Source organism: Thiomicrorhabdus sp. ZW0627 (assembly GCF_029767005.1).
Classification (GTDB): Bacteria; Pseudomonadota; Gammaproteobacteria; order Thiomicrospirales; family Thiomicrospiraceae; genus Thiomicrorhabdus.
The window spans coordinates 1,109,515-1,124,597 of sequence record NZ_JARUQR010000001.1 but is presented as its reverse complement, the minus strand read 5'-3'; the positions used below and the strand labels follow the sequence as shown (position 1 = coordinate 1,124,597).

Here is a 15,083-nt window from a genome sequence, read left to right as displayed (position 1 = left end):
GTTCCGTTTTTTCTGAGCACTAAAAGTCGACAGTGTGAAGAGTTTGAGTCCAAAAGTATCGAGGCAGACATGACAAAAGTTGAAAGAAAACAGCAGTTAATTGATTTGATCGAGCGTGCTAAAGAGTTAGGTTTCCTGACTTATGCCGATGTAAATGATGTTTTGCCGGATGATATCGAAGAAGATCAGTTAGGCCAGGTTCTAACGATTCTGAAAGATTTTGGAATTCAGCTTTTTGACACGGCTCCTGATGAAGACGAGTTATTGACCAAAGATGGCGAGCTGTTTGACGATGCGGCAGCGGAAGCGGCTATTTCGGCATTGGCTGAAGTGGATTCCGAATTTGGTCGTACAACGGATCCGGTTCGCATGTACATGCGCGAGATGGGTTCGGTAGAGCTTTTGACTCGTCATGGTGAAATTGAGATCGCCAAGCGTATCGAATCGGGTATTCGTGAAATGTTGGATGCCTTGGCGACCTACCCAGCTTTTGCCGACAATATTTTGAATACTTTCACCAAAATGGAAGACGGTGAAGGTAAGGTTGCCGACGTGATTCAAGGTTTTGTTCGTCCGGGTGATTTGATCGACGTACCTGTCGAAGAGCTTTCTCCGGATAGCGATAATCAGGAACCGAAAGAAGACGGTGTTGATCCGGAAGAGTTGGCTGAATTCCTTAAAGTGTTGACCAAGTTGAACGCAGCAGCGCTTGAAGCGGAAGAGAAGTACGGTTTTTCAGATGCAAAAGCCGTTAAGAAAAGAACCGCTGTTGTTGAACATTTGCAGTCGGTTAAGATCACACCTGCATTCTCGAATCGCATGATCAAGCAGATCAAAATGAAGATTGCCGGAATTCGTGAACAGGAACGTATTATCGTTGATATGGTGATGCGTAACATCAAAGTACCACGTCCTATTTTTCTGGAAACGTTTGTTGGTTCTGAAACTGATTACGAGATGATCGATCGTCTGATCGAGAAAGCGCCTGAATTGGCTCCGCAGTTGGAAGAGGTTCGTGCCGATGTTAAGCGTGCCCAGAAACGTTTGGCGATGATTTCAAAAGCCGAGAAAATGCCGGTTTCGATTTATAAATCGACCTACAAGGATTTGAGTAAAGCTGAAAACAAAGCGCGAGTTGCCAAGCGTGAAATGATCGAGGCGAACTTGCGTTTGGTTATCTCTATCGCTAAGAAGTACACCAACCGTGGTTTGCAGTTCCTGGATTTGATTCAGGAAGGGAATATCGGTTTGATGAAGGCGGTTGATAAGTTCGAATATCGTCGTGGTTATAAGTTCTCGACTTATGCTACGTGGTGGATTCGTCAGGCGATCACGCGTTCGATTGCCGACCAGGCGCGTACCATTCGTATTCCGGTGCACATGATTGAAACCATCAACAAACTGAACCGTATTCAGCGTCAGTTGCTTCAGAAAATGGGGCGTGAACCGACTCCTGAAGAGTTGGCGGAAGAGATGGAAATGCCGGAAGACAAGATTCGCAAGGTGATGAAAATCGCCAAAGAACCTATCTCTATGGAAACTCCGATTGGGGATGACGAAGATTCTTCATTGGGTGACTTCATCGAAGATTCGAATATCCTGTCACCTCAGGATGCGGCCGATGCAGAAGGCATGAGTGAGACTGTGCGTGAGATGTTGAGTACATTGACGCCAAGAGAAGCGAAGGTTCTGCGTATGCGTTTTGGTTTGAGCATGAATACCGACCATACGTTGGAAGAAGTTGGTAAGCAGTTTGACGTGACTCGTGAACGTATCCGTCAGATTGAAGCCAAGGCATTGCGTAAACTGCGCCATCCTAGCCGTGCAGAACGCCTGAAGAGCTTCTTGGATTAATCCTGTCTGTCCAATCCCATCAATCTAAGGGATTGGGCTACAAAATCATTTCATAAAGGGGTGCTTGTCGCTATAATAGGCACCTCAAAATGAACAGGCCTGTTCATTTTCGTTTCCCATTCGGGGCCCTTAGCTCAGTTGGTTAGAGCACTCGACTCATAATCGATAGGTCCACGGTTCAAGTCCGTGAGGGCCCACCATTCATTTCGCATTGATTCAGGTTTTTATCCTTTTACTCGTCAGAAAAATAAATGCGGGGCCTTGGCCGTTTAATTAGCCGTTTTAGAGTGACAGGTAGCTGGCCGCTTCCTCGTCATTTGTAGGTTGGTAGGTTCTGTCCGGAGCCGGGAATCCGCAGCTTGTGCCGTCTGTGACGCGCACGGAATCTTCCCATGGCAATTTGTATTTGCCTTCGGCCAGATCGGTCATGTAGGTGTAAGGGCAGTCCATTGCACCACCTTTGACAGCGACATATCCTCGGTGACCGAATTGATAGATGTTGTTTTCAACACCCCAGTTGATTCTGGCTTCGTCCACCAAATCAGGGCGAACTTCCGCGGTGATGATTTCATCTGGAATTCCATTACCTTCAACAATCGGTGTGCCGTCGAAATCGACAATCATACCTTCACCCATCGAATTGAAAGTGCCGTCGGTGCCTGCAAGACAGACGTTGGCGGTAACCATCAGGTTGCAAAACGAGTTGGCCTGGTTGGTGACTTTCCAACTGTGTCGGATTGGAGCGGTGTAACCGGCGGTACGCAGCATGATATTGGCACCTTTGTAAGCACATTCTCTGGCCATTTCCGGGAACATTCCGTCATGGCAGATGATCAGAGCCAGTTTCGAACCGTTAGGGCCGTCACAGACCGGAATTCCTAGATTGCCGGGTTCCCAAGGTTCAACCGGTACCCAAGGGTGCAGTTTGCGGTAAAACAGTTTGATGTCACCGTTGTCGTCGATGATGATTCCGGTGTTATATGGATAACCGTTCGGGTTGTATTCCATGATCGAGAAGCATCCCCAGATATGGTTTTCTCGACATGCATTTTGGAATGCCTGAACTTCCGGGCCGTCGCGATGGCACATGATTTCATCACTGGTATCCATTGAAAGTCCGTGCAGACAGTATTCTGGAAACACGACCAAGTCCATGGTAGGCATCTGGTTTCTGGCTTTTTTGACGAGATTACAGACGTTCTGAGTTTCTTGTGCAAGATCTTCGGGTGTTTTGACGTTTGGCAGTTGTTTTTGAACCAGTCCGATAACAACACCTTTGTCAGATTTATTAAGGCCTCCGAGTCCACTCATTGTTTACTCTCCTTATCGAAATTGTAAATTGTATTTTTAAGGCGGGGAGGGCGGTCGAACGACCACCCTTTATAGGCGAGATTAGCTAGCTAAAAGTTCTTTTAGCGCATCGTCTATGAATGTGACATCAACAGGGTTCAGCCCAGGGCCGCCTGCGAAATGTCCCCAGATGGAAGGAATCGGACGGAATTCAGCGTTTGGCATTTTGCTGACTTCGTACTCGTTGTCTTCCGGTGGGAAGTAAAGGTCGGTTGCACCAGGCATGACAATCGCCTTAGCAGTGATCGACCCAAGCGCTTTTTCAAAATCGCCGTTGTAGATCGGGTTGGCACTGATGTCTCCGTATTGCCAGGTCCATAGCATTGCAAGCAGGTTGTTTGCATCACGATCTAGGAAGAAACCTTCCCAGAAAGCGACTAGGAAGTCTTCAAGTGAAGAGTAGCCTAGCTCTTTAAACAACTCCTCTCGGTAGAAGGGCTGTGAGAAGCCCCAGCCCGCGTAAACGCGAGCCATGGCTCTTAGGCCTTTTGTAGGAGGCGTTTTGTACCAGCCGTGCTCAAACGCGGCATCAGCAGTCAAAGCAGCCTTGACCCCTTCCAGGAACACGAAGTTGTGGACGGAAGTTTTAGCGGAACCACAGAAAGGTGCGATACGCTCTACCATGTCAGGGAATTGTGCTCCCCACTGGTAAGTCTGCTGTGCACCCATCGACCAACCTGCAACTAGTGCGATCTTTTCGATGCCGAACATTTCCGTTACCAGTTTGTGCTGGGCGGTGACGTTATCGTAAAGTGTTGTGCCAGGGAAGCGCGCTTGGTCATAAGGTGCCGGTGTGTTGCTAGGCGATGAAGAAAGCCCGTTACCTAACATGTTTGGAATGATGATGAAGTACTTTTCAGGATCCATCGCCATGCCTGGGCCTACAAGCCATTCATTGTCATAATGCTGCCCGGAGTACCAGGTAGGGTAAACAATGACATTGTCTTTCGCTGCGTTCAATGTACCGAACGTTTTATATGCCAGTTTGGCGTCGCGTAGCGTTGCGCCCCCTTGGGTGACAAAATCACCCAGTTCGAAAATTTTATAGTCACTCATTATGTCTATATCTCCGTTGATTACTATTAAGCGGTTATTTAGCTACTGGTGCAGCTACTTTTTCAGCGCTGGTGGACATGATTACCCAGTAAGCCGCACCACCGATGATGAATGAAGAGACTGCTGTTGATAGTCCTGGGAAGGATTTTTCAACGATGAAAGCGGCAACAGAACCGATTGCCCAAGCGATAAACGCTTTCGGACGCCAGTCAGTATCGATTTCAGAGTCTTTTCTCATTAGGTATTGGTCGATCAAAATGATGGCACCGATAGGTGGCACAATAATTCCAAGAAGGCTTAACCATTCGATGAAGAACGCCCAAACGTTGGTAGCGGCGATAACGATACCGATTGCACCAAGAATGACGGCAAGAAGACGCATGTGGCTTCCTAGGATACGTGACCAACCGGTTGCTGCGTTATACAGGCAGTGTGAACAAACCGAACCAAGGTTAAGCAATAGGAATACGAAAGCGACGACAGCCAACCAACCGATGTTTTGAGAGACCATGTAACCGAACATGTTGTCTCCACCGAATGGGTTTGCATCAGGAACGGCCAATGCGGCAGTCATGATTCCACCAACCAGCATAGCGATCATGTTTGCGAATGGGAATGCACTGAACGTTGCTACAAGAGAGCTCTTAGAGTCTTTTGCCCAACGGTTGAAGTCACCAGTAACCGTACCCGCATCGATGAACAGTGCGATAACCATAGTCAGACCGATACCGAACGCCATTGGAACTTCTGGGTTGTTACCAGGGTAAGCTGCGATTTCCGCCCAGGTTGTTGTGCTGGCTGCATCGAATGCTACCCATAGACCTAGGATGACGAAAAGCGGCGCTGAAATCATACCAATCCAGTGTAGTCCGCGAACCCCTAGGAACGTGATACCGATGTATAGGACACCAGCGATGATTGCCATCATCGTATAGTTGATCTGGAAGGCACTATTGATTAATGCGCCGGTGATACCCGTTTGAACAGCGAACCAGCCGAGTAACAGCGTGGCTAAAAGTCCCGAGGCTAAAACGTATCCTTTACGTCCGAAAACGATACTGGCGATAAGTGCAAAGTTGTAACCTTTTTTGGTTCCAAGTAGCCCCAGGCCTCCGACATAAGCGAACATCAATAGGTTACCGATAATCATCGCCCATAGAGCATCGATGAATCCCATTCCCATAACAAGTAGAGAACCAGTCATGGCACCAGTGATGATCATCGGGAAACCGATCCATACCATGCTGACCGAGAACATGCTGCGTCGTGCCTTTGCAGGTACGGCGCAATGTTCATATTCTTCACCAAGGACGTGATCCACTTCCTCTTCTAGATGCTCTATTGCATCTTCATATTCTTCAAGTTTCTTTTTCTCCAAGCCAGACATGGTTGGATCCTCCCTAATAAGTTGGATTTGTTAAATCAGATAAAAAGTAAGTTTTGTTTTGTGGATGAACAAGCTGCGGTTTTTGTGGATGAGTAAACCGAAGTTGTTGTGATGAGGGGGTGTAAACGGCTTTGTAGAACGGCCCTAATCTTTTTTCTAGAAAGCATTATTCGTTCCAAGAATAAAAAGTTACTTTTATTCAATATATACAGGGTTTGTCTCTAAAAATTAAGAACTTAATTGTTTTTAATTAGTGCTGAATTTGAATTTGTTGGTGCAGTTTTGATCTAGGTCTAGTTTGTTATGTTTGGTCTTGATTTTGTAGGTTTTTTAACCCTTCTTTGTTCTTCTTTGTAATATTTTGTAGATAAATGTATGTAATTGTTGGTGCGAATGCACGGTGTTGGATTGAATATAAAGAGCGTTTTGTATAGATAAATCTTTAACTCATTGAAAAATAAGGGTAAATGTCATGTGGTCATTTTGGTGCTAAAGGGTAGTTGAAGAATATATCAGGAGTGATTATGACCTCGTCAAGCATCTGGATTTCAGATCTAACCCATTACTATAACAAGAAGCAGTCTAAGCCTACGTTAGACAATATCAATCTAAAGATTCCTAAAGGGCAGTTGACGGCTTTGATCGGGCGAAGCGGTTGCGGTAAGTCGACATTGTTGCAAATGATTGCAGGTCTGTTGATGCCGTCTGAAGGCGCGGTTCGAATCAATACACACACTGTTATCAAACCAAGCGCGAAGTGGAACATGATGTTTCAGAAGCCGTCTCTATATCCTTGGATGACGGTGCGTGAAAATGCCGCTTTAGGATTGGTTTTTGCAGGTACCTATAAAGAAAAGCAGGATCGTGTTGAAGAGTTGTTGGATATGGTTGGCTTGGCCGAACATAAAGATAAGAACGTTCAGCAATTGTCCGGTGGGCAGCAACAAAGGGTCGCGTTGGCGCGCTCTCTGGCAACGGAGCCTGAAGTGTTGCTGTTAGACGAACCTTTCTCGGCACTCGATGCGTTTACTCGTGTTGCGTTGCAGACAGAGGTCTCGCAGATTTGTCATGATCAGGGAATCACGATGGTGTTGGTTACCCATGACATCGAAGAGTCCATAGCGATGGCCGACAATGTTGTGATCATGAGTCACAATCCTGGTCAGATCGTCGGAGATATGGACGTTCCGCTTGATTATCCCCGCGACAGAAATGCGCCGGAATTCACGCAGTTAAAAGATCAGTTGTTCAGCGAGTTCGAGAAGATCGATCAAGCGAAGCAGAAAGAGCTAGAGCAACAGGCTTCCTAAGATTTCACTAATTAATTTCCCGACAAGGAGAGAGCTACCATGTGTCAGTATTGTAATGATAATGAAATGTCTAAACATGACTATAAATTTAACCCTGAAAAAGGCCGTCGAGAATTCCTTCTTGACAGTATGGCTGCGGCTGGAGGTTTGGCCGCGGCGATGAGTTTGCCGATGGATGCCCTCGCCAGCATGGAGATGCCGGATGATGAGGTGGTTCGTATCGGTTATTTACCTATTACGGATGCGAGTGCTCTATTGGTTGCTCATGCAATGGGCTATTTTGAAGATGAAGGGTTAAAGGTTGAAAAGCCAACATTGATTCGTGGATGGTCTCCTCTTATTGAAGGTTTCGCTGCTAAAAAATTCAACTTGGTTCATTTCCTGAAGCCGATTCCTGTCTGGATGCGATACAACAATAAGTTTCCTGTAAAAATCACTGGATGGGCACATACCAACGGTTCAGGTCTGGTAGTAGGTAAGCATACTGGTGTTGAAAAGTTTGAAGACCTGGGTGGTAAACAGATTGCTGTTCCATATTGGTACTCGATGCATAACATTGTTTTGCAGATGGCGCTTAAAAATGCAGGTTTGGAGCCGGTTATCCAGGATCAGACCGAAGCGCTTAAACCAAATCAGGTTAACTTGCAGATCATGCCTCCACCGGATATGCCTCCTGCATTGGCAGCGAAGAAGATCGATGCCTTTATCGTTGCTGAACCTTTCAATGCTGCGGGCGAAGTCTTGGCGGGCGCGAAGATGTTGCGTTTCACCGGTGATGTTTGGAAGAACCACCCTTGCTGCGTTATCTGTATGCATGACGAGCACGTAGAGAAGAAGAAAGTCTGGTCTCAGAAGGTTATGAATGCGGTTGTTCGTGGTGCGCTATATGCGCAAGAGAACAAGGAAGAAGTCGCCAAGATGCTTTCGCGTGAAGGTAAACGTTATCTACCTATGAAAGCGAAAGTCGTTCTGAAGGCGATGACGGATTATGATCCAGCTCATTATGCGGAACCGGATGCGATCAAACATGAAGATTGGGGAACTGGACGCATCGACTTTAACCCATATCCATATCCATCAGCAACGAAGTTTATTGTTGATGAGCTGAAGAGCACTTTGGTAGCTGGAGATAAGACATTCCTAAACGAATTGGATACGGATTTTGTTGTTAAGGATCTGGTTAATTACGATTATGTCAAAAACGCCATGGATAAATTCGGTGTTTGGGATAAGGTTCCTGGCGTCAACCCTGCGAACCCGACAGAGCGTGAAGAGGTATTTGTTATATGAGCGTAGCGCTAGATTCGTTAAGCCAGCTTTCGGCTGGCTTTAAGAAATTACCTGCATGGTTGCAGGGAGTCGTCAATGCCTTTATCGGTATGGGGATCTTACTGTTCCTATGGTGGATCGGTGGTATTTTGATCGAATCTAATCCGGATACGGAAGCCTTTGCGGCTTTCGCACCGGGGCCGGCTCTGTCAGCCTTGTGGGGTCTTATTGGTTCAAGTTATCTATGGGATACCATTTATTCCAGCCTGTACCGTATTCTGATCGGTCTGTTCTGGGGGATTGTAATCGGTGTACCGGTTGGTATCTTGGTTGGTTATTTCCTACCTGTTCGTCAGGTTGCGAATATGCCGTTCCAGTTTTTGCGAATGATCAGCCCGTTAGCTTGGATGCCGATCGCTGTATTGGCATTTGAAACTTGGGATGCGGCGATTATCTTCCTGCTTGTGATGGCGACGGTTTGGCCGATTGTTTTCGGTACAGCACATGGTGTGCAGCGAATCGATCCTAACTGGTTCCGAGTCGCTCGAAACCTGGGTGCCGACGGTTACCAAATGTTGAGACGCGTGATCTTGCCGGCAATTGCACAAGATGTGTTTGCAGGGATTCGTTTGGCTGTAGGTGTTGCTTGGGTGGTATTGGTTCCGGCCGAATACCTGGGTGTGACATCCGGGCTGGGTTATGCCATCAATGATGCGAGGGATACGTTGGATTACGACACGCTTGCGGCGATGGTTGTAGTGATTGGGGCGATTGGTTTTCTGCTTGACTTCATTGCAGTGAAATTGATTAAGCGCTATTCATGGCACGTCGAATAATCGAAGTCAGAACAAAACGGCTACAGGAAACTCCTGTAGCCGTTTTTTAATTTATGACCTCAATAAAAGTTAGCCCTTCCAGAGGCAGAATCTGGTTGTCGGGCGTTTTTAAGAATTCTTCGCCGTTCTGGCAAAAAAGATCAATGATCAGACCTTCATAAATCGATTTTTCACCGTTTGAAGGTTTAAAGGTTAAACGAACTTTTTGGCCTCTCATGGCCGCAATTTCGAGTTGATCATAATAAGAGCAAGAGATGGTCATAAGCCGCTCCTAGCTTTAGGTTTGATGAACAAAATGATACGATGAGACTTAATAAAGTCCCTTAAAATTAGGTGATTCTGTGAAACAAATAGAGCAGCTGGATATTGCCAATCATTCTGAATATGTTGTCATAAAAGAGGCAGCTGAGCAAATTGAGAATGCCTACGATCCCCAGAAAGCAATTCATACGATTTTAAGTCTGATTTCCCGTCAAATGGGCCTGAACAGAGGACGTGTCTTGTTGCAAGAAACGACTTCGGGTTATTTGTATACGGCTTATGCTTATGGCTTGACCAAAGAAGAAGTCGCTCGTGGTCGTTTTGCGATGCGAGAGGGTATTTCAGGTAAGGTGATGTACACGGGGACACCGGTTATCGTTTCGGATATCGATAAGGAGGATGATTACCTCTGCAGAACAGTCGATCGTGCCACTCTGCCACAGGAAACCGTTGCATTCATTGCTACGCCTATTGTGCGTAACGGTGTTGTCATCGGTGTTTTAGCTGTCAACCGTCTAAGTAATCGTAATCGTTCTCTGGATAAGGATTTGGGGATTCTGAAACTAATCTCCCTGTTTATTAGTGAGATCCTGGCCGTCAATGCCATGCTTGAAACCCAGACACAGATCCTTAAGGAGGAGAACGAACAATTAAGGGCTATGGCACTTGGGCAGGGAAGTCAGTATGGCATTATCGGTGAAAGCACATCGTTGATGTCTGCCTTGAACAAAGTGGGCAGGGCTGCTAATGCGTCGGTCACTGTTTTGCTGAAAGGAGAATCAGGAACAGGGAAAGAGAAGTTCTCACGTATGTTGCACCTCTCTTCACACCGTCAGGACGGCCCTTTTATCGCAATTAACTGTGCGGCGATCCCTCAGGATTTGTTGGAATCCGAATTGTTCGGTCATGAGAAGGGCGCCTTTACCGGTGCGACCCAAACTAAACAGGGTAAGATCGAACTCGCAAACCACGGCACCTTGTTTCTGGATGAGATCGGGGATTTGGATTTGGGGCTCCAGGCCAAACTGCTTCGCGTGCTAGAGGAGCGTTCGATTACACGGGTTGGGGCGACCAAGCCGATTGCGGTCGACGCACGAATTATCGTTGCGTCGCATAAAGATCTTCATGAAGCCGTCAACAGCGGTAAATTCCGACTGGATCTTTTTTATCGCCTCAACGTTTTTCCAATCGAGCTGCCTCCTTTGCGTGAAAGGGAAGGAGATATTCGCTTGTTGGCCAGACATTTCCTTAACCAGGCAAACCAGGAATATAGTGCCAGTGCGATTTTCGATCACGGTGCTATGGAATTTTTGGAGTTGTATGAGTGGCCGGGTAATATCCGTCAGTTGGAAAATGTGGTGAAAAGGGCGGTGTTGCTGGCTGATGAAAGTCGGTTTATCTCATCGGCTCTGATTGAACGTATCATCGCGGAAGAAAGTGCGATTAATCATGCAGCTCAGGTTACTGTTACAGAGCCTGAAGGACCTAAAGTCATTGATCTTCCGCCTCAAGAAGCTCCTATCTTGCCGAATGCTCCGTCGATGGATTTTGCTATGGCGGCGCAGCATCAGGCTGCAAGAGTCGGCTTTGGCTGGCCGTCACAGGTTGCTACTGTGGACGAACAGAGTGAGAAAAGAGCTTATTGGAGAGTCTCGGAAGATGAATCGGCCAGATTACAACAAGCCCTTGAAATGGCACACGGTAATAAAACCCGTGCCGCGTTGTTGTTGAATATGACACCAAGGCAGTTCAGTTATCGTTTGAAGAAGCTGGGGCTTGCATAAAACAGCAGTCTGTTCAGACGGTATGGTTTCATAAAAGGCGTACATAAAAAAACACCTCGTTTCTTATAAAGGAACGAGGTGTTTTTTTATGGGAGGAGAAATGTTGTTAAGCGGAGAACAACTGCTTGTATAGTTGGTTGGCAGAGGATGCCAGTTCGCCACTAAGCGCAAAGCCTGAAACTTTATCTTCATTCTTGTAGAGAATTTTCTGATCGTTACCGGCTTGCAGTGTAACTTCCCATTGCCCTTGCGAGCTATCAAGAGGCGGACTCATCATGATAGATAGGCTTGGCGTCTTGGTTTTAACCAAAGGAGGCACGATCTGGAATTCCTGCGACAGGTCTCCATTGATGTGTGCGGCAATGGTTTGAGCTTGGCGTCTAATCGGCTCCAGATAAGCCTGAATGATACCGTTACTTTCAGAGCAGTCACCAAGTGCGTAGACGTCAGGATCCGATGTCTGGCAATATTGGTTGATGCAAACGCCAACGTGAGTGTCCAGTTTCGCTTTCTTGGCGATGTCGATGTTTGGCTGAAGTCCAATAGCGCTCAATACCATTTCCGTTTGAATGTCTTCGTTCTGGTTGGTTGACAATCGATAGCCTGAATCGGATAGGTTCATTTGCTCGACTTGTGTGTTGAAGTGCAGTTTGACGCCTTTCTCTGCCAGTTTGCTTTCCAGTGTGTCGGCAATCGTTCCCGGAAGCATCTGGCGCATTAGGTGGTCGCCGCGTACGATCAGGTCGACCTTGATGTCTTGTGAGGCTAAGTCTTCGGCCATTTCCGTTGCGATCAAGCCGCCGCCGATAATGGTAACCGAATGTTTTCCTTCCAAAGCATTTCGGAATTTACGGTATGCGTTCAGATCATTAACCGCCGATACTTCGTGACCCGCATCGCCTTCGATTTTAGGAATCATGGCTTTGGCACCGGTCGCAATGATTAGTTTGTCATAACCGAAGCTTCCTGTTGTGGTCATTACTTTCTTGCGTTTAGTGTTGATCGACATGACCTTGGTACGTGTCTTAACGCCGATATCAAGTTGCGCTGCTTTTTCATCGGCACTCGCTTCCTTCAAGTCTTCTGGCGTGCGTCCCTGGCTCAGGGCCATGGAAATGGCCGGCTTTGGATAGACGGTGCCGTCGCAAGCAGTCAAGAGAGTGATTTCACTGTCTGGTTGTTGTTGGCGGATGGCTTCTGCAACCTGCCAACCCGCATAGCCCGCACCGATAATCAGTACGTCTGCCTGATTACTGGCTTTACGTTTCGGGGCGCTGCTGGCCGCCTTGGATTTGGTTTCGTCGATGAGTACAAAGTCACTCTTACTTACCAGGCACAGAGGGCAATACCAGTCGTCCGGGATGTCTTCAAAGCGTGTTCCCGGTGCTAGCCCTGAATCCGGATCTCCAAATTCTTCGTCGTAAATCAGGCCGCAGGTTTTGCAGATATATTTTTTATATTCTGTACTCATCATGATCTCCTATGCCGCTTCTTCGATGCGTGCAATTTCTTTTCGTAGATGTTTGATTGAAGGGGTGACGATGATTACAAAATAAGCTTCACGTAATTTACGCTGAGCAACAGCATCAGTAATGTAGCCTTTAGCTCCGGCATGCTGCATGACGGAATCGGCTGCGCGTTTGCAATATTCTGAACCTAGTAATCTTGCTTCAAGTACTGACTTGAAAAATTCCTCACCCGGTGTGAAAGGTTCTTCGCAGAGTGATTCGATTAAATCCAGAGCGTCTTCGAGTTCTTCCTGAAGTTCTTCCGGTGAATCATCAAGATATGCGTTGATTTCGGAAAGGGTCAGGTTTGCTCTGTGCATTTCATTGATGGAACCTTGGATGACACCTGCCGCCATACCAGTTTGTAGCAAGACGAAACCGGCTTTGATTTTCTGTAGGTAACTTTTTACAGGATCAGCCAGCAAATACTTTTTAGGTAGGAATGCGTTATCGAAAATCAACGAATAAGTTCCCGTTCCTTCCATCCCTGTGAAGCTAACCATCTGTTTCATTGTCAGGCCGTTCAGGTCGCATGGGATTAATGCCATGACATCGCGGTAGTCGCTTTTGTCGTGATCGTGAACAGTGAAGATCGAACCGAAAAAGTGTTTGCTGGAGTTGTCGTCCAGATTGGAAACCCACGGCAAGGTACCGTTGATGATATAACCGTCTTCAGTCTCTTCCGCAGTCAATTTTAGGTCTTCGATACCCGCAAAGTATTTCATTGGATTCGAAAGAGCGGTTGCGCCAAAATATTCACCGTCTACCAGTTTTGGAAGGATTTCAGACTTGAGCCAATCGTTTTCCGAGTTTTCAATGTACCAGCAACATACCGTATGAGCCCACATCATGAATCCGGTACTCATACATTCTTCCGATACGGTTGCCATATCTTTGATGGTGCCGAACAAGTCTAGAGTTCCGTTGTTGTGAGATGGAATGTGATGACGGAATGCACCGGCTTTACCCAACTGCTCAAGAACTTCAGTCGTGTATTTTCCGTGGTCGATGGCCACAGTAAGTGGTTTAAGGGTTTTTTCTACAATTTGACTAATCATGGAAGTTATCCTTGTTAGTAGAGTCGGCCCGGCACTCGGTAATATGGCCGGGCCGGACTGTTTAATCGACTAATTTACCGCTAAGGTCAACTGCATTCATATAAGTGTTGGCAACTGGAGACCATTTGATTGCGTGTGCAACCAAACCTTCAAGTTCTTCTTTTGAAGTGCCTGGTGCTTCGATTGTGAAGAATGCACGGACTTCGGTTACACCCAATTTTTTGTTAGGGTCGATATCACCGGTACCCCATACCGCAGTGATGTTGATGTCACCTTCAAGTTCGATTTCTAGCTTGGTTAAGTTGATTCCGCGTGCGGTCGCATTGGCCTGAACACCAACTGACAAACAAGAACCCAAAGAAAGAAGAGCCATTTCAGAAGGGTTTGGAGCCGTGTCTTCCCCAAGAAGAACAGGTGGTTCGTCAACCACAACAGGATCAAGGTCACGTACATAGTTAAGGTTCTTGAACTGACCTTCCAAAACGGTTTTGGATTTAAGTGTTTTAATTGTGTTTGGATTTGCTTTACCAGCTTCCGCAAGTTTGTTCAAACCGTCGTTATCGATTGGACGAATACATGAAGGGATATAAACTTCAGCCATGATGATCTCCTGCTGTTTTAAATAAAATAATTTGAAAAATCATTTCGTGATACGAAAGATGAATAGCCTATAGCTTTAAGGGTGCCATAAAATCGTATTTTCTTTTAAAACAATACCTTATAAATATATTTTTATATTTTACTTTAATAAAAGGTGCTTTTTTGTCTACAATTTTTTACCAAATGTCTACAATTGTAGACACAGTATTACAATTAATAACAAAAGTCAGGCGGGTAAAATTAAAAGTATAATGAAATCAATTGGTTATAAAATTGGCATGTGACTTGCATAGAGTTGAGTGTTTTTTAATAACACTACTGGAGTACAGTGACTATGATGTCTAAAATTGAAATGACTGAAGCGATTATTGTTGCTAAAGCGGAAAAAAACGTTGGATGGTGTGATATCGCGGCTGCAGCCGGATTGAGCGAGGTGTATACAACTTCGGCTTGTTTGGGAATGAATCACTTGGATGCAGGGGTGGCGGACAAGTTGTGTGAGTTCTTGGGATTGGGTGCAGAAGTCAGCACGGCATTGCAGGCGTTTCCTCATAAGTCATGGGATAAATTGGTGCCAACGGATCCATTGATTTACAGATTGTATGAAATTGTCGGGGTGTATGGTCCAACAATGAAAGAGTTGATTCACGAGAAATTTGGCGACGGTATCATGAGTGCAATCGATTTTACGATGGACATCGACAAAGAAGAGAATCCGGCCGGTGATCGAGTGGTCGTGACAATGAACGGTAAGTTCCTAGCTTATAAAGAGTGGTAAGTCTCGATCGGTTTTAATTGGAAGTAACTTTT

The 15,083-nt window shown here is 46.2% G+C and carries 12 protein-coding genes, 1 tRNA gene and 1 pseudogene; 7 read left to right on the top strand and 7 right to left on the bottom strand.

What is annotated here, in order from left to right; all coding sequences use genetic code 11:
* Positions 1–12: 12 nt before the first annotated feature.
* A complete protein-coding gene (gene rpoD, locus QCB45_RS05360; RefSeq protein WP_279420015.1) occupies positions 13–1,854 on the top strand; it encodes an RNA polymerase sigma factor RpoD in 1,842 nt (613 codons plus the stop codon).
* 123 nt (positions 1,855–1,977) lie between these two features.
* Positions 1,978–2,054 (top strand) — tRNA-Ile (locus QCB45_RS05355).
* Between the two features lie 82 nt (positions 2,055–2,136).
* Here QCB45_RS05355 and QCB45_RS05350 read toward each other — a convergent pair.
* From QCB45_RS05350 to QCB45_RS05340, 3 genes are all read right to left on the bottom strand, one after another.
* Positions 2,137–3,165 carry a formamidase gene (locus QCB45_RS05350; protein WP_279419815.1) on the bottom strand — a complete coding sequence of 343 codons (1,029 nt, stop codon included), beginning with the start codon at positions 3,163–3,165 and terminating at the stop codon, positions 2,137–2,139.
* Positions 3,166–3,246: 81 nt separating this feature from the next.
* Positions 3,247–4,260, bottom strand: coding sequence for an alpha/beta fold hydrolase (locus tag QCB45_RS05345; protein ID WP_279419814.1), 1,014 nt, complete (start codon positions 4,258–4,260; stop codon positions 3,247–3,249).
* Positions 4,261–4,294: 34 nt separating this feature from the next.
* Positions 4,295–5,647: a cytosine permease gene (locus tag QCB45_RS05340; protein WP_279419813.1), complete on the bottom strand. Its 1,353-nt coding sequence runs from the start codon at positions 5,645–5,647 to the stop codon at positions 4,295–4,297.
* Positions 5,648–6,171: 524 nt separating this feature from the next.
* On the opposite strand from QCB45_RS05340, the gene QCB45_RS05335 reads away from it, so the two are divergent.
* The 4 genes from QCB45_RS05335 (at position 6,172) to QCB45_RS05320 (ending at position 11,107) form a co-directional block, all read left to right on the top strand.
* Positions 6,172–6,957 carry an ABC transporter ATP-binding protein gene (locus QCB45_RS05335; RefSeq protein WP_279419812.1) on the top strand — a complete coding sequence of 262 codons (786 nt, stop codon included), beginning with the start codon at positions 6,172–6,174 and terminating at the stop codon, positions 6,955–6,957.
* A gap of 39 nt (positions 6,958–6,996) precedes the next feature.
* Positions 6,997–8,247 (top strand): ABC transporter substrate-binding protein, encoded by a 1,251-nt coding sequence (locus QCB45_RS05330; RefSeq protein WP_279419811.1) that lies wholly within the window; start codon positions 6,997–6,999, stop codon positions 8,245–8,247.
* Positions 8,244–9,062 carry an ABC transporter permease gene (locus QCB45_RS05325; protein WP_279419810.1) on the top strand — a complete coding sequence of 273 codons (819 nt, stop codon included), beginning with the start codon at positions 8,244–8,246 and terminating at the stop codon, positions 9,060–9,062. The genes QCB45_RS05330 and QCB45_RS05325 overlap by 4 nt, the downstream gene beginning before the upstream one ends.
* Positions 9,063–9,403: 341 nt before the next feature.
* The gene (locus QCB45_RS05320) at positions 9,404–11,107 is read left to right on the top strand and encodes a sigma 54-interacting transcriptional regulator (RefSeq protein WP_279419809.1); all 1,704 of its coding nucleotides are present in this window, start codon (positions 9,404–9,406) and stop codon (positions 11,105–11,107) included.
* Positions 11,108–11,213: 106 nt separating this feature from the next.
* Here the strand turns inward: QCB45_RS05320 and QCB45_RS05315 are convergent, their stop codons facing one another.
* From QCB45_RS05315 to QCB45_RS05300, 4 genes and pseudogenes are all read right to left on the bottom strand, one after another.
* A complete protein-coding gene (locus tag QCB45_RS05315; protein WP_279420014.1) occupies positions 11,214–12,338 on the bottom strand; it encodes an FAD-dependent oxidoreductase in 1,125 nt (374 codons plus the stop codon).
* A gap of 66 nt (positions 12,339–12,404) precedes the next feature.
* Positions 12,405–12,578: pseudogene (locus tag QCB45_RS05310) on the bottom strand (rubredoxin); the annotation flags it as partial.
* Between the two features lie 9 nt (positions 12,579–12,587).
* A complete protein-coding gene (locus QCB45_RS05305; protein WP_279419808.1) occupies positions 12,588–13,673 on the bottom strand; it encodes an acyl-CoA/acyl-ACP dehydrogenase in 1,086 nt (361 codons plus the stop codon).
* A gap of 61 nt (positions 13,674–13,734) precedes the next feature.
* A complete protein-coding gene (locus tag QCB45_RS05300) occupies positions 13,735–14,274 on the bottom strand; it encodes an OsmC family protein (RefSeq protein ID WP_279419807.1) in 540 nt (179 codons plus the stop codon).
* A gap of 333 nt (positions 14,275–14,607) precedes the next feature.
* Here QCB45_RS05300 and cynS point away from each other — a divergent pair, with 333 nt between their 5' ends.
* Entirely contained in the window at positions 14,608–15,051 is a 444-nt protein-coding gene (gene cynS / locus QCB45_RS05295; protein WP_279419806.1) for a cyanase, read from the top strand.
* Positions 15,052–15,083: the final 32 nt, after the last annotated feature.